Below are 21,809 nucleotides of genomic sequence, written 5' to 3'. Positions count from 1 at the left end.
TTAATATTGTTTAAAAACAGGTAAAACTAAATGTGCTGGTTCGTAATGAGGTGAATTTTTATACACAAAATCTAATTGCATTCTTGGGTTTTTTGCAAACGTTTCATCATTTTTCATTTTCTCGTCAAACGCATTTTTTATATCAGCATTGTCAGTTAATATTTTTTCTGCAATATCTTCAAAAACATAGGCAGAATAACCTTCTTTTTTTTGTAAAACAGTATCGAAAAAGTTCCAGTTGAAAAAAGAATCTGTAGCTTCGGCTTCCAGCGTTTCTAACAAATAACGAACACCATTTTGTTGGGTTGGAATGTACAAATCTCCTTTTCTGAAATGTATTTCTTTTGTAGATTTTTCTACAGTTGTATTGTAATGTAAATAATGACCTTCGTAAGCAGAGTTTCTTGTTTTATAATCTACAACATGATGCACTTCTACAGAAATTGTAATATCTTTTTTAAACTGTGTATATTCAATATTATTTATATCTAATCTTTCTATTACTTCATGCCAACCTTGAGGTAAAATATATGCTTTAGGAATGGTAATTTCTTTATCAGCAATAAAATTATTATAGTATTTTGTTTCTTTCGTAAACGGTTTGTTGGTGTCGTAAAATAGCCGTTTTCCATTGGTTACTTTACTTTCAATCATAGTGGCTTCATATCCTTTAAATTGTAAAGTAGTTGGATTTTCTTGATCTACTTTGTAGCTAATTGGATATGTTTTTTTAGAAAGAACTTCTTCAACAGCTTTAGCACGTAAATCTTTAATTTTTTCTGAATTTTTTTCACCAAAATCTAGTGCAGAAAACAGCAATTCATAGGTTTGCTCAACCCTAATTTTATAAGGCTTTAGCATGTGCGTTTCTACCATTAAACCTAGTGTGTTAAACAAAGTTGTGTAGCCAGTTGAATATCTTGGAGAATCAAAAAATTGAGAAAAACCAGCTTCTGGTGTATTGCCCCAAACGTTTACATATGGCGTAATTATTATGTTTTTTTGTTGTAAAGAAGCCTCCATTTGAGGACGCATTTCGTTTTCTAAAAATGCACCTAAATTACCACCCAATTTATTGTGCTGTGTAAACAAGTGTGTAATTGCGTACTGGTAATCTGCACCATTACTCACGTGATTATCTATAAAAATATCAGGATTTACCGCATGAAAAATTTCAGCAAAAGCAGCTGCATTTTTCGTGTCTTGTTTGATAAAATCTCTATTCAAATCATAATTTCTTGCATTTCCTCGAAAACCATATGCTAGAGGTCCATTTTGATTTGCTCTCGTATGTGAATTTCTATTCAAAGCACCACCAATATTATACACAGGAATTACAGCTATTAAAGTGTTTTTATATTTTTTCTTCAAAGAATCATTTTGAACAATGTCACGTAAAAGCATCATTGAAGCATCAATACCATCTGATTCTCCAGGATGAATTCCGTTATTTATTAAAATTCTATTTTTCTTAGAATTTGTAATTTCTTCAATGTTATAAATACTCCCTTCATTATAAACTACTAAATGTAGTGGTTCTCCAGCATCTGTTTGCCCGAATGAAAACATAGAAACTTCTGAATATTCGTTTGCCAAATCTTCGTAATAAGAAATTACATCTTTATATTCTGGTGTTTCTTTTCCTTCAGATTTTTCGAATTGTGTTGTAAAATCAATTTCGCTTTTTGACGAATTATTACATGAAAATGCAAGTGTAAGGATGGATAAAAGTAAAAGTTTTTTCATCATTTATTATTTTACGCGTACAGGTTTTGGAACTAATTTTGTGTAATCTCCATTGTTTCTAATGACATCTCTAACAATAGATGATGAAATATAAGAAGTGCTTGCAGCTGTTAATAGAAATACGGTTTCTATGGGTGCTAAATCTCTATTTGTATGTGCAATTGCTTTTTCAAATTCAAAATCTGCAGGGTTTCTAAGTCCTCTTAAAATAAAATCTACATTGTTTTTCTGGCAAAAATCTACAGTTAAGCCTTCGTAAGTAACTACTTTAATTTTTGGATTGTCTTTAAAACATTCTTCAATAAAATTTTTACGCTCTTCTAAAGTGAACATGTATTTTTTATCGGCATTTACACCAATGGCAATAATTAATTCGTCGAAAAGCGTAACTCCTCTTGCTATAATATCAAAATGACCTAATGTAATAGGATCAAATGACCCTGGAAAAATTGCTCTTTTCATTGTTTTTATTTTGAGTGATACTACCAAAAAAAATAATGTATTTTATTTTGGTAAATATTTTTTAGTATTCGTTTTTTAAAGCAGATTCTATAGCATTTTCAAATAATTTCTCTAAAGAAATTCCTGCTGCTTGTGCTTGTTGAGGTAAAATACTTTTTTCTGTTAATCCGGGTACTGTGTTAATTTCTAAAAAATAAGGTTCGTCATTTACAAAAATATATTCAGCTCTAGAAAAACCAGACATTCCTAATATTTGATATACTTTTTTAGCAACTTTTTCTACTTTTTCTCGTTGTGTTTTACTAATTCTTGCAGGTGTAATTTCTTGTGATTTTCCTTCGTATTTTGCTTCGTAATCGAAAAAATCGTTTTCAGAAACTATTTCGGTAATTGGTAAAACTTTGGTTTCTTGTTGGTATTGAATTACACCAACTGAAACTTCTGTTCCGTTTAAAAAAGATTCAATTAAAATTTCTGAATCTTCTTTATAAGCCAGTTTTATGGCTGGTAAAATATCTTCTTTTTTATGCGCCTTGGAAATTCCGTAACTAGAACCTGCATTATTTGGTTTTATAAAACATGGCAAACCTACTTTGTTTATAATTTCATCAAGATGAATTTCATCTCCTTGATTTAAATATATTGATGTTGCTGTTTTAATTTCATAAGCTTTTACAGCACTTAAAGTATCTCTTTTATTAAACGTTAATGCCATTTGATAAAATGGGGCAGAAGTGTGCTTTAAATTAATTAATTTTAAATAGGCTATTAACTGTCCATTTTCTCCTGGAGCACCATGAATAGCATTAAAAACACAATCGAAAGTTATTTTTTTATCATTTAAAATGAAAGAAAAATCGTTTTTATCAATTGCAAATTCTTGATCATTTTCGTTTAAAGCAACCCATTTATCTTTTAGAATTAAAACCCTAAAAGCGTTGTATTTGTTTTTGTTTAAATGATTGTAAACAACATTTCCACTTTTTATAGAAATGTGACTTTCGGATGAATAACCACCCATAACAATGGCAATATTTTTTTTCATTTATTTAAAAATAATAAAACAAATTTATCAAAATATAAATAGAAATAGCAACGTTTAGTTTTTATATATTTGTGTGATTAAAAAAATAATTATGAGTTTCCTTCAATTTTTAAAAAGTAAAACTTTTTTTGTTCAAATAGCAATTGCTATTATTGGTTTGTTAGTATTTGTTTTTGCTCTAAAATTTTGGTTGGGTGTAACTACAAATCACAATCAGAAAATACAAGTTCCTGATTTGCAAAAATTGTCATTAGAAGAAGTAGATAGAAAATTAAAAGAATTAAATTTAGACTTTAAAATAATTGATAGTGCAAGTTACAATCCAGAGTATCCAAAAAAATCTGTGATTGAACAAACACCTCAAGCTGGAGATTTCGTAAAAGAAAAACGTAAAATTTATTTAACGCTAAATCCATCTAAATACAGAGATGTTACGATACCAGATTTAAACGGACGTACGAAAAGGCAAGCAAGTTCTCAATTACAAGCCATTGGTTTAAATGTTGGTACTAAATTTACTTATGTTAGTGATATTGGTAAAGATGTTGTTAGAGGTTTACGTTTTGAAGGAAAAATTATAAATCCTGGTGATAAACTACCACTAAACTCTATTGTAAATTTGGTTTTGGGTGATGGAAATGGGAGATAGCTTGGAGTTAGGAGTTAGGAGTTTGAAGTTGTAAGTGTGAAGAGAGGAGTTGAAGATATAAACATTTAAGAAAATTATTTTGCAGGAAGAACAAAATCAAGACATAGAAAACGACGATTTATACGAACATTATAAATTTGTAGCAAGTGATGGACAAGAGCCACTGAGAGTAGATAAGTTTTTGATGAATTTTGTTGAAAATGCAACTAGAAATAAAATACAACAGGCAGCAAAAGCTGGAAATGTGTTGGTGAATGATGTTGCTGTAAAATCAAATCATAAAGTAAAACCAAAAGATATTGTTAGAGTTGTTTTATCATATCCGCCAGCAGAAAATTTGTTGGTTGCTGAAGACATTCCATTAGATATTGTTTTTGAAGATGATACAGTTATCGTTGTAAATAAACCTGCAGGAATGGTAGTGCATCCTGGTCATGGAAATTACTCTGGAACCCTAGTAAATGGTTTGATTCATCATATAGAAAATTTACCTACAAATTCTAATGAGCGTCCAGGTTTGGTGCATAGAATAGATAAAGATACTAGTGGTTTGTTAGTAGTTGCAAAAAGTGAGTTTGCCATGGCACATTTATCAAAGCAATTTTTTGATAGAACTACAGAGCGTTTTTACTATGCCTTGGTTTGGGGTAATATTGAAGAAGATGAAGGTACAATTGAAGGAAACATAGGAAGAAGTTTAAAAAACCGTTTGCAAATGGCAGTTTTTCCTGATGGAGATTTTGGAAAACATGCTGTTACTCATTTTAAGGTTTTAGAAAGACTTACTTACGTTACTTTAGTACGATGTAAATTAGAAACTGGAAGAACACATCAAATTAGAGCTCATTTTAAACATATTGGTCACACACTTTTTAATGACGAACGTTATGGAGGAGATGCTGTTTTAAAAGGTACAACGTTTACAAAGTACAGACAATTTGTACATAATTGTTTTAAAGTATTACCAAGACAAGCTTTACATGCAAAAACTTTAGGGTTTACACATCCAAAAACAGGCAAGTTCATGCAGTTTGATTCTGAAGTTCCTAAAGATATGGTAGATTGTTTAGAAAAATGGAGAACGTACTCAGAGAATTCTAAAGAGGAGTTTTAAACTCTCTTGTTTTCATATAAAATACAATATACGTTTCGTTTTCTATTTTAAACTTCAAATACTTTTTCTTAAAATTGGATAAGTTATTGGAGTTTTCTTCTGGTGGATTTTTTGTCTCGTAATAACTTAAGGTAACATACCAAAACTCTTTATCTTCTGTAAGTTCAATTTCTTCTAATTTTATAGATTTTGCTTCAGGAAAATAGTCTAACAAAAAATCTTCAGCAATTTTTTTGGCTTTTTTTAAATCCGTAATGTTTATTATAGTTTTTTAAAATTTACATGAAAGTAACAGAAGCAATTTTACCATTTTGGATGGTGTAAATAGCAACTGCTTTAAATTTTTGTCCATTAACGGTTACTAATTCGTGGTCTATTACCTTGTTTTCATAAACAATTCTATTTAACAATTCGCAATGTAAATCTGTTGTGTTTTTAAAGAAATTTTCATAACGTTCTCTCATTTTTGTTACACCTTCATAACTAAGTTCATTCGGAAAATTATAAACTTTTACATTATCTGCAAATGGTTTTAAAAAAGCATCAATATCTCTGTTATTATAAGCATCTAATTGTTCTTGAGCCAAATGTCTTGGAGAAACTTCTGCAACAATGGCTATTTTTGTACCTGATTTATTTACTGCCATTCTAGTGATATTGTTGATGTTTTCATCAGAAAAGGCATAAAATAAACTTGGTTTTTTATCAGTTGTTGGATTGAATTTATATATAGATTTTCCTTTAGATATTAATAAAGTTCCATCTGGAAACCAAGTTACATCTTCAGATTTGCCTAACGAAGTAATTGTTTTTATTTCTTTTGTATTCGGGTTTAATGATTTTAGTAACCAATAATCTTTGTTTTCTTTACTTACAAAACTTATCAAATCAGAATTTGGAATTTTATGAACAGAGCGTCCTACATTTTTAGCAACCGAAATATTTTTTTTGTTTGGTATGTCACAAATGAAAAGTTCTAGAGAATCATTTACAATTACAGATGCTATTACTGTGTTTCTGTCATACCAAGTTGGGTAGGCTACTTTTAAATCTTCAATTAATAAAGTATGTTTTTTACTTTTAAAATGATACCTGTAAAAACGTTGTAAACCACTTTTATTTAGTCTTACAGCAGAAACATCACTAGAATATGGAATTCTCTGTGGAGAATATTCTCCACCATATTGCGTTTCAGAAATGTAGTACAATTCAGGATTATTCATTCTTAAATTATACAAAGCAATATCTACATTAAAAGTTCTAAATGATGAGAAAACGACTCTGTAATCATCAAAAAATGAAGGTTGATTGTCATAACCCTTGTTATTAGAAATGTTTTTTCCATTTATTAAATTATATCCATTCTCAATTTTTTCGATGTCAAAAACATGAACTTCTGTATCAACTTGACCAAAAATTGTTGATGAAATTAAAAGTGTTATAAATATGATATTTTTCATAAAACAATTGTTTTTACCAAAGATAGTAAAAACAAAAAACCTCTCTGAAAAACAGAAAGGTTTATGAGTTATATTTTTTATAGAATTAGCTATTGCTAGGATCTTGCATTTTTTTAACTTGTTTTAGTAATATTTTTTTTGGTGTAAAAGGTATTGCTTTCATCATTACTTTTTGTGAAAAGCTTACTCCTGAGATTACATCTAAATCTCCATTTAGCATTGCATTGTAACCGTCAGTTGCAACAGCATTTGCATCTGCAGTGTTTTTAAATAAAGAAGTTTTATCCATTCCAGAAGTTTTTCCAAAATCAGTTTCTGTAGCTCCTGGCATTAATGTGGTTACAGTGATGTTTGTATCTGCCAATTCTTCAGCAATTGCATTACTAAATGAAGTTACATACGCTTTTGTTGCAAAATAAACTGCTTGCATTGGACCTGCCATTAAACTTGCGGTAGATGATACATTTAATATTTTACCACTGTTTCTTTTTACGAAATCTGGTAAAAAAACATGTGTTAAAGCTGTTAGCGCAACAATGTTTAACTGAATCATATTTATATCTTTTTCTAGCTCTCTTTCATGAAATTTTCCAATACCTCCAAAACCAGCATTGTTTATTAAATAGTCGATTTCAATTTTACTATATTTTACAAAATTGTAAATTTCTTGTGCAGCATTTTTTTCAGTTAAATCTTTTTCAATAACACTTACGTGAATGTCATATTCTTTTTCTAGTGATTCTTTCAATTCTAAAAGTTTGTCTTTACTTCTAGCCACAATCACTAAGTTTCCACCTGTTTTTGCGTGAATTTTTGCAAACTCTTTTCCAATACCACTACTTGCTCCTGTAATTAATGCTGTTTTTTTCATAATTTATATCTTCTTTACAAAGATAGCTTATGATTAAAGTGAAGGTTAACTCAAACCGAATAAGGTTTAACGATATTAAAATTTTAAGTATAAAACATCATTTGGTCTTTTTTCCGTTTCAGAAATAGGAAAATCGTACATAGCAATTTTTTTAAAACCAACTTTTTTGTAAAACTCTAAGGCTCTAAAATTTTTTATCCAAACGTATAACCAAATTCCATTTTGATTTTGTTCTTTTGCTAGATGTAAGTTGTGCTGAAATAACTTGTTTCCTAAACCTAAACCATAATATTCTTCTAATAAATACAAACGTTCCATTTTTGTAACATTTGTTTGTGTAATATTATCGTTTTTATGATTGAAAATAATTTTTGAAAATCCGGCTAAATTATCATCAACAAATATTAAATTGTATTGATAATTGGGGTTCGTAATTTCTTCTAACAACGTTTTTTCACTAAAACTATGATTTAAGTAATTTACCATAATTTTAGAAGGTATGGCATCTTTATGCGGAATTATAAACGCTTTTTTACCAACTAAAGCTAAATCAGTTACTTCTTTAATAGTTGCTTTTTTAATTGAAATCATTTAAATAATTATAGTGTCTTTGCGTTAAAAGTATCACCTTGATTAATATCGCCAGTATCAAAACCTTTTTTAAACCAACGCATTCTTTGTGCAGAGGTTCCGTGTGTAAAAGAATCTGGTACAACTCTTCCTGTAGATTTTTTTTGAAGTCGATCATCTCCAATAGCATTTGCCGCATTTAAGGCTTCTTGCAAGTCATTATCATCTAAAATTAAATTGTTTCTTTGAGAATGGTGTGCCCAAACACCTGCGTAAAAGTCTGCTTGTAATTCTAACATAACAGATAATTTGTTGTATTCTGTTTTGCTAATTTTACCTCTCATAGATTGTACTTTTCTACTGATTCCTGTTAAATTTTGAATGTGATGCCCAACTTCGTGAGCAATTACGTAGGCTTGTGCAAAATCACCAGGAGCATTTAGTTTTCTTGCCATTTCATCAAAAAAGCTTAAATCTATATAAATTTTATTATCTCCAGGACAGTAAAAAGGTCCTGTAGCACTTGAAGCAGAACCACATGCAGAAGAAACAGCGTTTGTAAATAAAACCAATTTAGGTTCTTGGTAATTACTTAATAAACCATTCCAAACATCTTCAGTATCTCTTAAAACTTGGTTGCTAAATTCGGCAAGCTCGTTTTCTTTAGCAGTACCTTTGTATGTAGTATTTTGTATTTGATTACTGTTATTTCCTGTTAAGAAATTTAAAGGATTGTTGCCTGTAAAATACATAATTGCAACAACCACACCTACAATTAGTAACCCTTTTTTAGAGGTAACTAATTTTAATAATAAACCAATTAACATTGGGTTAAGTCCGCCACCAGAATTTCTACCAGAAGACATTCCTCTTCTATCTTCTACGTTAGTACTTTTTCTTCTATTTCTCCATTTCATACGTTTCGTTTTTAAAACGATATAAAACTACTATTTATTTTTAAGTTGATAAAATGGAAATAGTAACAAAAAAATTAATTTGTAACATGTACTATACAACTGGCTATAATTTCATTGAAAGTCATTTTAGATTATTAACAAGAAAGTTATATTGAGTTAACTAGTTTGTTTTTTAGGTAAAGTAGCTTTTTGAGTTAGTTTTATTTTAAATCGTTTACATTTATTTTAAAAAGTTCTGCAGCATTTTTCCATAGAATTAATTCTTTTTTCTCCTCAGCTAAATCTAATTGATTCATAAACTTTAAATACGATTTCATGTTAGATATTGGCCAATCTGTACCATAAAGTAAATATTTTGGGTCACCAGCATACGTAATCATTTCTTCAATTTCTTTTTTCATGTAGCGTTCAAACTTTTCATTAAAGTCACCTAAAACTAGTCCAGAAATGTCTGCAAAAACATTTTTATTTTTATAAACTACTTCCATACAATCTTTAATCCAAGGGTTACCAACATGACAAATTACGATTTTTAAGTCTGGGTAATCTACAGCTAAATCATCAATATGTAAAGGGTGAGAGTATTTTACTTTTCCAGTTGGAGCATACGTATCACCAGAATGAAACATTACAGGAACATCATACTCAATAGCCATTTCATATATTAATTTAAAACGAATATCATTTGGGTAAAAAGGTTCATAACCAGGATAAAACTTTAATCCTTTGATGTGGCCTTCAGACAAATACTTACTAATTTCTATAACATCTTTATAGTTGTAGTGCAAATAACTAATACCTGCTACAACGCCTAAGTTTTTATAGCCTTTTACAGCTTCTACAACTTGTTTAGTGCTTGGTCTGTGTTCGTTAACCTTGTAAGAAGATAAAATTAGTGCATAATCTACATTGTTTTCGTTCATGTTTTTTGTAAGTAAATCTAAACTTTCGTTTATAGATGTTACTTTATCTTCATGATAATTATTAATGTGTGTATGAACGTCTATAATCATTTTTGTAAGTTATTTGTGTTTAATCAAAGTTACATTTAAAAAACAAAAAAACCTTTTTGTTTTTGCAAAAAGGTTTTTGTTTTGTTGATTTCTACCAGTATGAAAGTAGCAAAATAATTATTTAATTAATTCATAACTTCTTTTGATGAATTTTGTTAATTCTTCACCATGTAAAAGGTTTTGAGATAATTTAGCCAAATCAAAAGCTTGAGAAATTAACTCTTTTTGTTTGTCTTCATCTGCTGCTAAAATTTCTGAAACCAATGGACTATTCGTATTTACAACTAAATTGTACATGTCTGGAAAATTACCCATTCCCATCATTCCACCACCACCAGAAGCTTGCATTTCTTTCATTCTACGCATAAATTCTGGAACTGTAATTAAAAACGGTGATGCGTTAGAGTCCATAGCTTCTAACTGAACTGTATATGATTTAGAATTTACAGCGTTTTCAATAACTGGTTTTAATTTTTCTTTTTCTTCGTCAGATAATTTAGAAATTACATTTTCGTCTTTCTTAATTAAATTATCTACATGATCTGCATCTACTCTTGTAAATTTTATTTTACCATCTCCACCTTCTAACTTTTGCATTAAATGAGATATGATTGGCGAATCTAAAAGAAGCACTTCATATCCTTTTGCTTTTGCATCTTGTATATAACTGTGTTGCGCATCTTTATTTGCTGCGTATAAAATAACGTGGTTTCCGTCTTTATCTGTTTGATTGTCTTTTGTTTTTTCAATAAATTCATCAAAAGTGAAAAAAGAATCGTCTACAGTTGGATATAAAGCAAATTTTTTGGCTTTGTCAAAAAACTTGTCTTCAGACAGCATTCCATATTCTATAATTACTTTAATATCGTTCCATTTTTTCTCAAAATCTTCACGATCTTTTTTAAATAATGATGATAATTTATCAGCAACTTTTTTGGTAATGTAGCCAGAAATCTTTTTTACAGCACCATCTGCTTGTAAATAAGATCTAGAAACGTTTAAAGGAATGTCTGGAGAATCAATAACACCTTTTAGCATTTGTAAAAAGTCAGGTACAATTCCTTCTACATTATCTGTTACAAAAACTTGATTTTGGTATAATTGAATTTTATCTTTTTGCATATCTAAGTTTTGAGATAACTTAGGGAAAAATAAAATTCCTGTTAAATTAAAAGGATAATCAACATTTAAGTGAATATGAAATAATGACTCTTCAAATTGCATTGGATACAATTCTCTATAGAAATTATCATAATCTTCCTTTTCTAAATCTGCAGGAGCTTTTGTCCAAGCAGGATTTGTATTATTTATAATATCATCAACCTCAATTTGTCTGTGAGGTTCTGTAGTTTCTTTACCGTCTTTATCTTTGGTAGTCTTTGGTTCGTGAGTTGGGTCGTTTACTTTTTTAGTTCCAAATTTAATTGGTACTTGATTAAAACGATTATACTTTGTTAACAAACCTCTAATTTTACCTTCTTCTAAAAATTCGGTAGAATCGTCAGCGATATGTAAAACAATTTCTGTTCCTCTATCCTTTTTATCGTGTTCAACTAAAGTATATTCTGGAGAACCATCACAAGTCCAATGTGCTGCAGGTTCGTCTTTAAAAGATTTTGTGAAAATTTCTACCTTTTCTGCGACCATAAACGCTGAGTAAAAACCAAGACCAAAATGCCCAATTACACCTGTGTCGTTTTTATCATCTTTATACTTTTCTAAAAATTCTTCGGCACCAGAAAATGCAATTTGGTTGATGTATTTTTCAACTTCATCCATTGTCATTCCTAAACCTTGGTCTTTAATTGTCAAGGTTTTTGCGTCTTTATCTAAGCTAATTTCAATTTTAGCATCACCTAATTCGGTTTTAGCTTCACCAATAGAAATTAGGTGTTTTAATTTTGTAGTTGCATCTGTTCCGTTTGAAATTAATTCACGTAAAAAGATTTCGTGATCAGAATACAAGAATTTTTTAATCAGTGGAAAAATATTTTCTACTGATACATTAATGTTTCCTTTTGCCATTTTATATTTATTTTAATTAAATTATTAATTGTGTTAACACAATAGTCAAAAAAAATACCAAAAAGAGTTTTGTGACAAGATGGCAGATTAAAATTTACAACTTTTTAAGATGTTGTTTTTTGAATGAAGTTTTCTATTTTTTCTTGATTTTCAAGAATTTTATTTACTAAAATAAATTGATTTTTAGCCCTAATTAAATTGTGTTCTTTATACTCTGTTTTATAATAAACATCATTATTTAAATAATCTGTTAAAAAACGAAGTCCCATAATAAATGTTATGATTTTGGGGCTGATAGATAGGTATTTTAACTCATTTTTTGTGAGTTGATTTCCTGTAGATTCTAAAAAACCTTTTGTGTAGTTTTTAAAATAATTGAAATTAAAATTAATAAGTTTGCTATTTTTCTCATCTTCTTTTGCAGTATTACAGATAGTTCTAAGCGCGTCACCATAATCAAAATGAAGAACGCCTTTCATAACAGTATCTAGATCTATTAAACAGATCGCTTTTTCATTTTTATCAAATAAAATATTAGAAATTTTAGTATCACTGTGAATTACTCTTAAAGGAATTTCTTTATTCAAAATTGCTTTGTCAAGTATTGTCATTTCTTCTTTTTTAGAAATGCAAAAATTTATCCATTCTAAAGCCGTTTCTTCTCTTTTAGAAGAAGCATTTTTTAGAGCTTCTTCAAATTGTAAAAATCGAAAAGACATGTTGTGAAATTTTGGTAAAATATCTACTAAGGTCTCTTCAAAATCTCTCATTTTTGTTAGAAAACCACCTGTTATTTTACCTGCTTCAAAAGATATTTTAAAAGATGTTACTTGCGTAAACGTTTGCGAGTTTTTTATATAATAACATAAATTCCAATAATTATTTTCTAAGTCTTTTATGTAAAAATTACCGTTTTTAGATTTTATATATTCTAATGTCTTATAGTTTGAATTTTGTAAAAAAGAAGTCACTTTCACTTTGTTTTCTATAACTTCTTTAGCTTTTTTAAATACATTTCCATTAATTTTTTGGAGTACATAATTCAGCTTTTCTTTAGTTAAAATTAAGTAGGTATTATTAATGTGCCCAGAGTAAAATATTTGAAAATCAGTAAATTTTTCACTTACATTGAATTGTTCAAAAATATTTTGAAGCTGACTTTTTAATCCCATAATTTTGTAGGATAAATGTTGTTTTCTTTAAGCTTTTTTATGTTATTAACTACTGTTTTTTTGTCTTCTATATAGGTAACCCCCATCCAGTTAGATTCTGTTTCTAAAATTTTTACAGTAGCTTTTTTTGTTGTAATTAAATTATTTATAACTAATGGTAAATAAAATTCTTTCTTTTGCTCTTTGTAGTTTTTACTCAAAAATTCTTGAAACTGTTTTTCAATTTCACTGAAAATAGTAGTTGTAAAGCCCCAAAAATTCATAGATGCAATGGTATTTTCTTTTAATTGAATTTCTAGGTTATTTTCAGTATAATAAATGTTATTATTTTTTGCGAAAATATCAGTTCTTTCAATAATTTTTTTTAAATAATTATCTTTATTTTTTGTACATTCTCCTCTAGAAACTGTACCTTTTTTTGATAATGTGTTTTTTACTAAATAACCAATCATAGCATAGTTAAAAGTATTTTTTTTGGTTCCTTTTAAAAAGTTAATCATTTGTAAAAAAGCATCTTTTCCGTAAAAATCGTCTGCGTTTATTACGCAAAAATTAGTTTTAACAACACCTTTAGCCATTAGAAGTGCATGAGCAGTTCCCCATGGTTTTACTCTTGAGTTTGGTTTGAAATTATTTGGAATTTTAGTAACTTCTTGACAAACAAAAGTTACGTTAATTTTACCTTCTAATTTAGATAGATAAAATTCTTTTACCTGATTTAAAATCTGTTCTCTTACAATAAAAACTACATTTTTAAAACCAGCATCTATTGCATCAAATAAAGAAAAATCTATGATTGTTTCATTAAATTCGCCTATAATATCTAATTGTTTTAAGCCACCATATCTACTGCCCAAACCAGCTGCTAAAATTACGAGAGTCATAAGGTTTTAAAATTAAATATTTCTCAGCATTTCTGTTTTGTTCTTATTTTTCCAAGTTCCACCAGTAAAATCTGGAACTTTTACAGAAGCACTATTTTGAGCTACTGATAATTCTGAAAGCGGTGTAATTGCGCTCCACAAAACACTATCATATACATTGATGTCTAATGGCAACCCTTTATTTAAGCACTTAATTAATCTGTAAATCATTACAAAATCCATACCTCCATGACCCACAGAATTATCAGAGATTTGAGTTTTTAATTTGTTCCAAAGTGGGTGATTGTATTTTTCTCTGTATTCAGTATATTTTTCACTATCTAACCAATTGTGCCCCCACCAAGCCAATTCATCATCATTTATATATAATTTTGATGGATATCCTTCATGAACTGCCTTTGTACCAACTAAAGTATTTAAACGATCGTAAGGTCTTCCAGTATGAACGTCAAATTGTAGCATGATAGTTTTGCCTAACTTGGTTTTAATCATTGTGGTATTCATATCTCCACATTTTACATTTTGAAATTGTGGTAAATTGGATCTTTTCGCAGCATCACTTAAACTTTTTTCTCTTGAACTCATAGAAACAAGATGGTCAAAAGTATCTCCACGTCCAATATCCATATACTGACTTATTGGACCCAAACCATGAGTTGTGTAGAAATTACCATCTTTTTTTAAGTGATGTTTTATTCTCCATTGATTTTCATAATAGGTTTCATCTAATAAGTGTTTTCTTAAATCATGTATATAAGCACCTTCTGCGTGAGTTAAATCTCCAAAAACACCTTGGTTTACCATATTTAAAACCCATAGTTCCTCATTGTTAAAACAACAGTTTTCCATCATCATACAATGTTTCTGGGTGCGTTCTGCAGTTTCTATCAACTTCCAGCAATCTTCTAAAGTATAGCCAATTGGTACTTCAGAAGCTACGTGTTTCCCTTTCTCCATTCCATATAAGCACATTTCAGTATGCATTTCCCATGGAGTCGCAATTATTAACAAATCAATATCATCTCTTTCTGCAATTTTTTTCCATTCATTCTGATTTCCAGAATAGACTTCAGCAGTTTTATTATGTGTTTTTTTTAAATGTTCGTTTAATTTATCAGCTTTTTCTTTTTTTAAATCTGATATTGCAACAATTGTAGCATTATTATTTTTTACCAACCAATCAAACATTTGTATTAATGTTTGTCCTCTATTTCCTGAACCAATTATACCAACTCTTACGTTATCAATTTTAGGAGATTTTAAACCAAATGCTGTTCCTTTTGCTGATTTATTAAGTAAATTATTTGTTTTTTCTATAGTTTTTTCTTTGCAAGAAACTGCTGTAGTAAGTCCTAAAAATAAAGCTGCTTTAGTAGAAAGTGACAAAAAATCTTTTCTGTTCATGAAATATTAGTTTTGAATTGTTCTTAGTCGATTTTGTAAAGATATTAATTAATCACTATTTTTGATATTAACAAATAGCTAATAATTAAAATACATCCCAATAAATTATGTATAACTCAAAAATAACAGGTCTTGGTTATTATGTTCCAGAAAATGTTGTAACCAACAACGATTTAAAGGAATTTATGGAAACTTCTGATGAATGGATTCAAGAAAGAACAGGAATTAAAGAAAGACGCTGGATTGATCCAAAAACTGGAGATACAACTGCAGTTATGGGAGCTAAAGCTGCTAAAATTGCCATTGAAAGAGCAGGTTTAACAAAAGATGATATAGATTTTATTGTTTTTGCCACTTTGAGTCCAGATATGTATTTTCCTGGAGGTGGAGTGCAGGTGCAAGATTTATTAGATATGCCAACAATTGGTGCTTTAGATGTACGTAACCAATGTTCTGGTTTTATTTATGCAATGTCTGTTGCAGACCAGTTTATAAAAACAGGAATGTATAAAAATATATTGGTTATTGGAGCAGAAAATCATTCAGGTGGTTTAGAAAAATCTACGAGAGGAAGAGGAGTTACTGTAATTTTTGGAGATGGAGCAGGAGCAGCTGTTTTGTCCAGATGTGAAGAAAAAGGAAAAGGAATTTTATCTTCTCATTTGCATTCGGAAGGAAAACATGCAAAAGAATTGGTTTTAGAAGGCCCTTCAACTCAAAGATGGGTGCCAGAAATTATGGAAAATAATGATCCTAATGATACTTCTTACTATCCTTATATGAACGGACAATTTGTATTTAAACACGCAATTGGTCGTTTTTCTGAAGCAATAGTAGAAGGTTTAGAAGCTAATAATTTACAAAAAGAAGATATAGATATGTTAATTCCGCATCAAGCAAATTTGCGAATTGCACAATTTATTCAGAAGAAATTTCAATTAGCAGATGATAAAGTGTATAACAATATCATGAAATATGGTAATACTACAGCAGCCTCTGTAATTATTGCTTTGACAGAAGCTTGGGAAAAAGGCAAAATTAAAGACAACGATTTGGTTATTTTAGCAGCTTTTGGAAGTGGTTTTACTTGGGGAAGTGTTATAATTCGCTGGTAAATAAATATAAATTTTTATTATAAAAGACTTGTATTTACGAGTCTTTTTTTGTTTCTATATTCTACAAAAAACATTGTGTATATTTTAACAGATTAAAAATAATTGTTTATTAATTTTACAAAAAAGTTAAACAACAAGCAATTATGGAATCAAATATTCTAAAATACTTCTTTTTATTAGCAATAATATCAATTACTCTAAATGCAAATGGTCAAAATTTTAGTGGTGAAGCTACCTATGTTTCAAAATCTAAAATGGAACTTGGAAATTGGGGAGCTAGGTTAAGTGAAGCTCAAAAAAAACAAGTTGCAGCTCGTTTAAAAAATAGATTAGAAAAGAGTTACGTATTAAAATTTAACAAACAAGAAGCTACTTTCTTAGAGGAAGAAAAAATTGATGCTATTTCTGGTGCAACAGACTCTTGGGGAGGTTATTTCTCTAGAGGTGACCAGTATAAAAATATTTTAGAGAATAAAATTGTACAAAGTCAAGAATTTTATGGAAAGCGTTTTTTAGTAAAAGATGATTTGTATAAAATAGAATGGACAATGGGTTCTGAAACAAAAAAAATTGGTAATTATACATGTTATAAAGCTAAAGCTTTTGTACCCTATAAAGAACTGAATTGGTATAATTTTTCTTGGAGCGATATAAGAACAAATGAAGATGATAAACAAGAAGAAAAAATGGTAATTGTAGAAGCTTGGTATACACCAGAAATTCCTTTGGCACATGGTCCTGCAGAATTTTGGGGGTTACCAGGTTTTATATTAGAAGTAAGTGCAGATAATACCACATTGCTATGTACTGAAATTACCATTAACAGAAATGCTACTTTAGAAATTGAGGCTCCAGATAATGGAAAAGAAGTAACAAAAAATGAATATTCTTTAACTGTACGTGAAAAAATGTTAGATATGAGAAACAATAGAGGTAGAAGAAGAGGTTAATACTTTTTTTTATGATATTTGTATTTCAATTTTTAAAATGAAAAAAAAATACAAACTATTCTTATTTCTTTCAAATATTTTCCTCTTAGTGTTTATTTTAAATGCTTTTGTAAAATTTATTCCATTTCCAAATTCTTGGATTAATGGTGTGCTTATTTTCTTTTTCTGTATTATAAATATTGTAATTGCTTTGAAAGCTTCATTTGAGGCAACTAATAACCAGTAGCTTAAGAAGTAAATATGAAAAAAAACACCTACTTTCTTTATTTTTAAATTAAAGAAAATGGGTGTTCTATGTATTTGCAAATTATTCAGGAACAATCAATTCTAAAACAGCACCTTCTTTTTAGAGTATTTAGCTCCTTTTTCAGTTATTTCGTTTGTTAAAACCTTCATTATTTCCTTTAATTTCTCAGGATTTTTTTTGCTAAATTTTCAGCTTCAAAAGGATCTTGTTTTAGATTGAAAAGTTCGTATTTAGGTTCGTCTTTAACAACAGGATAATGATATACAACTTTCCAGTCGGCTTTTACAAAACTTGTATAATAATTCGAGCGATGTATTCCATGTGGAAAATGATTAAGAAATTCTTCGTTTCGTTTTAGGTTTGTTTTTCCAGAAAATTGTTCTTTCAAATTAAAACCATCTAGAGTAATATTTTCTGGAACTTCTAGTTTAGCAAGTTGAGATAATGTTGGAAAAGTCTAAAATTGTACCAATTTGTTGTTGAACTCCACTTTGTTCAATTGGTAAGTTTCCTTGTATGGTTGAGTTTTATCTGGAGTAACCCAAGAAGTGATAAACGGAACTCGCATTCCACCTTCCCAATGATTTCCTTTTTTTCTTTTAATGGAGAAGAACTGCTATAGTCATTTTCAATTGATAATGGAGCGTCAGAACTATTGTCTCCTAGGAATAAGATCAACGTATTTTCTCCCAATCCTAAATCTTTTACATGTTGTATAATGTCTTCCAAAGATTTGTTAATACCTTCTACTAAAGTAGCGTACGCTTGTGCTCTTTTAGATTTATCTGAATCTTTATAATTATCCGCAAAACGTGGGTCTGAATGAAAAGGTGCATGTACAGCATAATGTGCCATATTTAAATAGAAAGGTTTTCCTTCTTTTTTGGCTTGCGAAATCGCAGAATTTGCTTCTAAAGTTAATGCTTCTGTTAAAAAAATATCTTTGCCATGGTATTTTTCTAAATCAGGAATCGCTCTTGATTTCTGACCAGCAATATGTCCATAACCTTCTTTTCCATAATAACTTTCTGGATGTCCAATAGAACTTCCAGCAATATTTACATCGAAACCTAAATTTAAAGGGTCTTCTCCATCACTATTAAACGGTCCAAAATGCGCTTTTCCAACGTGAATGGTTTTGTAACTAGCTTTTTGTAAAATTTTCGGCAATGTCACAGTTTCTTTGGTAAGTCCTTTCCAATTCCAATCTTTAGGCCCAAATTCTGTTTTGTTATTATTTTCGGAATTAATCCAATTCGTAACACCATGTCTTGCAGAATTTTGCCCAGTTAAAATAGAAGTTCTAGAAGGCGAACAAACGGAATGTGCATAAAAATTTGTGAAACGTATTCCGTTTTTTGCCAATTTTTCCATGTTGGGAGTTCTGTAGTAATTATTCAACGGATATTTTTTAGCATTCCCATTTTCATCCGTTAAAAAAGGAACAGAAGAATCCATTAATCACATATCATCTACTAAAAAAACAATAATATTTGGAGGAGTTTGTGTTTTTTTTGGAGTAGTACATGAAGTCGCTAATAACAAATATGAATAGCGCACAAGATGTGAATTTTAAATCATATTTTAATCTCACTACTCATATTTTTTTGGTTGATTAATCGAATATATAATTTATCTTTATAAAATGCCACCACTACTTTCGGTTTCGTTATTTTCTCTATATTTTCTATCTCGTTCGCGATTTTTTCCACGCCCGAAATTGTATGAAAATCCAAAATAAATAGAACTATACTCCAAAGTAAATTGTCCATTTTGGGGAAAAGGGTTTGTGGTAGAAAAATCTAATTTATAATTATCGAAAATATCGGTTGCTCTTAAAGAAAGAGAGCCTTTTCCTTTTAAAATAGAATACCTAGCAGAAGCATTTACCAAAAGATAAGGTTCAACTTTTACCAACACATTTTTATAAGTTCCTCTATAAGAACTAGAAAGTTGGAAGCGCAACTTTTTACTCGCTTTAAAGCTATTGCTAATTCTTGCGGTTGTTAAAACGTTTTCAACCTGAATAAAATTGTTGTTTACCACACCTTGGTTTTCTTGTACATAGCTGTTAAAACTAGGCCTTAATGTCCACCAATTTGTCATTTTTATACTCGAGGCAAATTCAAAACCATAACTTTTAGAGGTATTGTAATTTGTGTAGGAAAGTAATTGTCTGTCTGCATTTGTATTGTCAATATCAAAAACTCTTCCAATAATATCTTTCGTTTCTCTATAAAATGTACCGAGTGTAAAATATCCTTTTTTAAAAGAATTCGTATAATTGAATTCGAACGAATTTGTGAATTGCGGTCTTAAATTACGGTTCCCAACTGAAATAGATAGTGGTGTATTCCATTCTTGAATTGGTGTTACTTGATCTATTCCTGGTCTGTCTACTCTTCTGCTATATCCAACTTGAAATTGATGTTTGTCTGAGGAAGCATAAGTAACAAAAGCAGAAGGATACAAACTGAAAATCTCATCTGAATAAGGCTCTAAATTTGTTTGTTCAGTATTGGAAAATAAACCATCCACATTAAATTGCTCTAATCTTAAACCCGCTTGAAAACTAAATTTTTTATACTCTTTATGTACATTAATATAAGCAGAATACAAATCTCTATCGTACGTAAAATTCGAATTTCCTCTGGGTTTTGTTGGCGGATTTCCATTGGTTTCAACTTCTTGATTGGTTATTATTTTATTGAATGCATTTTGGATTCTTGTTTCTAAACCCAATTCTAAGGTTCCGTTTTTAATAGGTTTTGTATAATCTAAATTCACTAAAAAAATATCATTATTATTTTTGATGGAATTTGTATAGTTATACACTTTCGAATTCGGATTTATAATTTCGTTATTATTGTCTTCTTGCGGATTCGTGTTTTTAGAATAATTAATTTCTAACTCTAAATTTTCGCCTTCTTCATTAAAATCGATTTTATAATCTAAATTATAGGAAGTTTCTTGGATATCAAATACTGAAATGTTTTTAGCATCAAAAATTAAATTGTTATTTAAAAATGTTCTTGTATCTACATGAAAATCAGTATCAGCAATACTTTTGGTAATATGAAAAGACAACGTATTTTTTTTATTGATGTAATAATCTACTCCCGATTTTATATAATGTGAAGTTGTATTGTCTAAAAATTTTATATCCTGATTTAGGTTTTTATCCAATCTTTCAAAATTAGAAAACGTTTCGAAATCGCCCCAATCTAAATAATAACTTCCATAAAAATTAAACTTTCCAGATCTGTAATTTAAATCTAAAGAAGCAGTAGGTCTTGTGTTTATACTATGTTCCAGACCAGCAGAAAAACTACCATTAAAACCAATGGTTACATTCTTTTTAAGCACAAAGTTGATAATTCCACTCATACCTTCAGGAGAATATTTCGCAGAAGGGTTCGTAATAATTTCAACACTTTTTACTGCTGAAGAAGGTAGTTGCTTCAAAAGTTGTGAGGCTGATAAATTTGAAGGTTTTCCATCGATTAAAACACGAACATTTTGGTTTCCTCTTAAATTGATATTTCCAGATTGATAATCTACTTGAACAGAAGGAATATTTTCTAACATTTGTAATGAATTTGTACCTGCAGAAGCCAAATCTTTACCAACATTAAAAACTTTCCTATCAATTTTTTGAACCATAGAAGAGGTTTCAGAAACGACTTCTATTTCTTTTAATTGAGTAGTGTCTTCTTCTAAAAAAATGGTATTCAAACTAAAAATACTACTTTCTTTAGAGAACTTAATTTTCTTTTTTATGGTTTTGTATCCAATAAACTGAACGTCTATAAACAAAGAGTCTAAAGGAAGTTTTTTAATATTAAATTTTCCTTTTTTGTCGGAAATTCCACCTGAAATAATTTCTTGTTTTAAGTTTTTACAAATAATATTTACATAAGGTAAGGGCTGTTTCGTTTTGCTGTCTAATATTTTACCGCTTAAAACACCAACATTTAATTTGGTGTTATTTTTTTGTGAGAAAATAGTTAAAGAACAAAAAAGAAGCAAAAACGCGATTCGTTTCTTCATTGCGGGGATTTTTGGTTTAATTTTACATAGCATTATGAATTTTAAATATAGGCAAAATTTTTAACAAAAAAAATCGAAGTAAAAACTTCGATTTTTTAAAATTTGTTTAAAGAAT

At 29.1% G+C, this 21,809-nt stretch carries 20 protein-coding genes; 4 read left to right on the top strand and 16 right to left on the bottom strand.

The annotated features are described in order from the left end of the window. From FDT66_RS00730 to FDT66_RS00720, 3 genes are all read right to left on the bottom strand, one after another. Entirely contained in the window at window positions 1–1,746 is a 1,746-nt protein-coding gene (locus tag FDT66_RS00730; protein ID WP_138534235.1) for a M14 family metallopeptidase, read from the bottom strand. Between the two features lie 6 nt (window positions 1,747–1,752). Beyond that, window positions 1,753–2,208: a pantetheine-phosphate adenylyltransferase gene (coaD, locus tag FDT66_RS00725; protein ID WP_138534234.1), complete on the bottom strand. Its 456-nt coding sequence runs from the start codon at window positions 2,206–2,208 to the stop codon at window positions 1,753–1,755. Window positions 2,209–2,269: 61 nt separating this feature from the next. Then, window positions 2,270–3,253: a D-alanine--D-alanine ligase gene (locus tag FDT66_RS00720; protein WP_138534233.1), complete on the bottom strand. Its 984-nt coding sequence runs from the start codon at window positions 3,251–3,253 to the stop codon at window positions 2,270–2,272. A gap of 91 nt (window positions 3,254–3,344) precedes the next feature. Between FDT66_RS00720 and FDT66_RS00715 the strand changes: the two genes are divergently transcribed. Beyond that, complete coding sequence (locus FDT66_RS00715; protein WP_138534232.1) at window positions 3,345–3,902, top strand: PASTA domain-containing protein; 558 nt, start codon at window positions 3,345–3,347, stop codon at window positions 3,900–3,902. Between the two features lie 79 nt (window positions 3,903–3,981). Further along, the gene (locus FDT66_RS00710) at window positions 3,982–5,016 is read left to right on the top strand and encodes an RluA family pseudouridine synthase (protein ID WP_138534231.1); all 1,035 of its coding nucleotides are present in this window, start codon (window positions 3,982–3,984) and stop codon (window positions 5,014–5,016) included. On the opposite strand, the gene FDT66_RS00705 is transcribed toward FDT66_RS00710, so the two are convergent. The 10 genes from FDT66_RS00705 to FDT66_RS00660 all read right to left on the bottom strand — a co-directional run bounded on the left by FDT66_RS00705 (window position 5,000) and on the right by FDT66_RS00660 (window position 15,332). Continuing rightward, a complete protein-coding gene (locus FDT66_RS00705) occupies window positions 5,000–5,230 on the bottom strand; it encodes a hypothetical protein (protein WP_138534230.1) in 231 nt (76 codons plus the stop codon). The genes FDT66_RS00710 and FDT66_RS00705 overlap by 17 nt on opposite strands. 64 nt (window positions 5,231–5,294) lie before the next feature. Then, on the bottom strand, window positions 5,295–6,476 hold the full coding sequence (locus FDT66_RS14100; RefSeq protein WP_222927904.1) for a nuclear transport factor 2 family protein: 1,182 nt from the start codon (window positions 6,474–6,476) through the stop codon (window positions 5,295–5,297). A gap of 85 nt (window positions 6,477–6,561) precedes the next feature. After that, window positions 6,562–7,347 carry an SDR family NAD(P)-dependent oxidoreductase gene (locus FDT66_RS00695; RefSeq protein ID WP_138534229.1) on the bottom strand — a complete coding sequence of 262 codons (786 nt, stop codon included), beginning with the start codon at window positions 7,345–7,347 and terminating at the stop codon, window positions 6,562–6,564. Window positions 7,348–7,422: 75 nt separating this feature from the next. Next, window positions 7,423–7,938, bottom strand: a complete 516-nt coding sequence (locus FDT66_RS00690; protein ID WP_138534228.1) for a GNAT family N-acetyltransferase — start codon at window positions 7,936–7,938, stop codon at window positions 7,423–7,425. Window positions 7,939–7,946: 8 nt separating this feature from the next. Next, entirely contained in the window at window positions 7,947–8,834 is an 888-nt protein-coding gene (gene ypfJ, locus FDT66_RS00685) for a KPN_02809 family neutral zinc metallopeptidase (RefSeq protein WP_138534227.1), read from the bottom strand. 200 nt (window positions 8,835–9,034) lie between these two features. Next, window positions 9,035–9,847 carry an amidohydrolase family protein gene (locus FDT66_RS00680; RefSeq protein ID WP_138534226.1) on the bottom strand — a complete coding sequence of 271 codons (813 nt, stop codon included), beginning with the start codon at window positions 9,845–9,847 and terminating at the stop codon, window positions 9,035–9,037. A gap of 117 nt (window positions 9,848–9,964) precedes the next feature. Next, window positions 9,965–11,872: a molecular chaperone HtpG gene (gene htpG / locus FDT66_RS00675; protein WP_138534225.1), complete on the bottom strand. Its 1,908-nt coding sequence runs from the start codon at window positions 11,870–11,872 to the stop codon at window positions 9,965–9,967. A gap of 104 nt (window positions 11,873–11,976) precedes the next feature. After that, a complete protein-coding gene (locus tag FDT66_RS00670; protein WP_138534224.1) occupies window positions 11,977–13,044 on the bottom strand; it encodes a phosphotransferase in 1,068 nt (355 codons plus the stop codon). Further along, on the bottom strand, window positions 13,035–13,928 hold the full coding sequence (locus FDT66_RS00665; protein ID WP_138534223.1) for a nucleotidyltransferase family protein: 894 nt from the start codon (window positions 13,926–13,928) through the stop codon (window positions 13,035–13,037). Before FDT66_RS00665 ends, FDT66_RS00670 begins: the two co-directional genes overlap by 10 nt. Window positions 13,929–13,940: 12 nt before the next feature. Then, window positions 13,941–15,332 (bottom strand): Gfo/Idh/MocA family protein, encoded by a 1,392-nt coding sequence (locus FDT66_RS00660; RefSeq protein ID WP_138534222.1) that lies wholly within the window; start codon window positions 15,330–15,332, stop codon window positions 13,941–13,943. A 107-nt stretch (window positions 15,333–15,439) separates the two neighbouring features. On the opposite strand from FDT66_RS00660, the gene FDT66_RS00655 reads away from it, so the two are divergent. Then, entirely contained in the window at window positions 15,440–16,447 is a 1,008-nt protein-coding gene (locus tag FDT66_RS00655; RefSeq protein ID WP_138534221.1) for a 3-oxoacyl-ACP synthase III family protein, read from the top strand. 143 nt (window positions 16,448–16,590) lie between these two features. Continuing rightward, window positions 16,591–17,397 (top strand): GLPGLI family protein, encoded by an 807-nt coding sequence (locus tag FDT66_RS00650; RefSeq protein WP_138534220.1) that lies wholly within the window; start codon window positions 16,591–16,593, stop codon window positions 17,395–17,397. 404 nt (window positions 17,398–17,801) lie between these two features. Here FDT66_RS00650 and FDT66_RS14095 read toward each other — a convergent pair whose 3' ends face one another. The 3 genes from FDT66_RS14095 to FDT66_RS00640 all read right to left on the bottom strand — a co-directional run bounded on the left by FDT66_RS14095 (window position 17,802) and on the right by FDT66_RS00640 (window position 21,694). Further along, the gene (locus tag FDT66_RS14095; RefSeq protein ID WP_222927903.1) at window positions 17,802–18,032 is read right to left on the bottom strand and encodes a hypothetical protein; all 231 of its coding nucleotides are present in this window, start codon (window positions 18,030–18,032) and stop codon (window positions 17,802–17,804) included. A 107-nt stretch (window positions 18,033–18,139) separates the two neighbouring features. Further along, window positions 18,140–19,102 (bottom strand): sulfatase-like hydrolase/transferase, encoded by a 963-nt coding sequence (locus FDT66_RS00645; RefSeq protein ID WP_222927902.1) that lies wholly within the window; start codon window positions 19,100–19,102, stop codon window positions 18,140–18,142. A 180-nt stretch (window positions 19,103–19,282) separates the two neighbouring features. Beyond that, on the bottom strand, window positions 19,283–21,694 hold the full coding sequence (locus FDT66_RS00640; protein ID WP_171032285.1) for an outer membrane beta-barrel family protein: 2,412 nt from the start codon (window positions 21,692–21,694) through the stop codon (window positions 19,283–19,285). Window positions 21,695–21,809: the final 115 nt, after the last annotated feature.

The organism is Polaribacter aestuariivivens, from assembly GCF_005885675.1.
Taxonomy (GTDB): domain Bacteria; phylum Bacteroidota; class Bacteroidia; order Flavobacteriales; family Flavobacteriaceae; genus Polaribacter; species Polaribacter aestuariivivens.
This window is presented reverse-complemented; position numbering and strand designations above follow the sequence as displayed.

What these genes read in the sequence shown, in the direction of transcription:
- FDT66_RS00645 (WP_222927902.1), bottom strand. Translation starts at nt 19,102, where the DNA reads ATGGATTCTTCTGTTCCTTTTTTAACGGATGAAAATGGGAATGCTAAA.
- FDT66_RS00680 (WP_138534226.1), bottom strand. Translation starts at nt 9,847, where the DNA reads ATGATTATAGACGTTCATACACACATTAATAATTATCATGAAGATAAA.
- FDT66_RS00690 (WP_138534228.1), bottom strand. Translation starts at nt 7,938, where the DNA reads ATGATTTCAATTAAAAAAGCAACTATTAAAGAAGTAACTGATTTAGCT.
- FDT66_RS00715 (WP_138534232.1), top strand. Translation starts at nt 3,345, where the DNA reads ATGAGTTTCCTTCAATTTTTAAAAAGTAAAACTTTTTTTGTTCAAATA.
- FDT66_RS00670 (WP_138534224.1), bottom strand. Translation starts at nt 13,044, where the DNA reads ATGGGATTAAAAAGTCAGCTTCAAAATATTTTTGAACAATTCAATGTA.
- htpG (WP_138534225.1), bottom strand. Translation starts at nt 11,872, where the DNA reads ATGGCAAAAGGAAACATTAATGTATCAGTAGAAAATATTTTTCCACTG.
- coaD (WP_138534234.1), bottom strand. Translation starts at nt 2,208, where the DNA reads ATGAAAAGAGCAATTTTTCCAGGGTCATTTGATCCTATTACATTAGGT.
- FDT66_RS00660 (WP_138534222.1), bottom strand. Translation starts at nt 15,332, where the DNA reads ATGAACAGAAAAGATTTTTTGTCACTTTCTACTAAAGCAGCTTTATTT.
- FDT66_RS00665 (WP_138534223.1), bottom strand. Translation starts at nt 13,928, where the DNA reads ATGACTCTCGTAATTTTAGCAGCTGGTTTGGGCAGTAGATATGGTGGC.
- FDT66_RS00655 (WP_138534221.1), top strand. Translation starts at nt 15,440, where the DNA reads ATGTATAACTCAAAAATAACAGGTCTTGGTTATTATGTTCCAGAAAAT.
- FDT66_RS00730 (WP_138534235.1), bottom strand. Translation starts at nt 1,746, where the DNA reads ATGAAAAAACTTTTACTTTTATCCATCCTTACACTTGCATTTTCATGT.
- FDT66_RS00695 (WP_138534229.1), bottom strand. Translation starts at nt 7,347, where the DNA reads ATGAAAAAAACAGCATTAATTACAGGAGCAAGTAGTGGTATTGGAAAA.
- ypfJ (WP_138534227.1), bottom strand. Translation starts at nt 8,834, where the DNA reads ATGAAATGGAGAAATAGAAGAAAAAGTACTAACGTAGAAGATAGAAGA.
- FDT66_RS00640 (WP_171032285.1), bottom strand. Translation starts at nt 21,694, where the DNA reads ATGAAGAAACGAATCGCGTTTTTGCTTCTTTTTTGTTCTTTAACTATT.
- FDT66_RS00720 (WP_138534233.1), bottom strand. Translation starts at nt 3,253, where the DNA reads ATGAAAAAAAATATTGCCATTGTTATGGGTGGTTATTCATCCGAAAGT.
- FDT66_RS00650 (WP_138534220.1), top strand. Translation starts at nt 16,591, where the DNA reads ATGGAATCAAATATTCTAAAATACTTCTTTTTATTAGCAATAATATCA.
- FDT66_RS14100 (WP_222927904.1), bottom strand. Translation starts at nt 6,476, where the DNA reads ATGAAAAATATCATATTTATAACACTTTTAATTTCATCAACAATTTTT.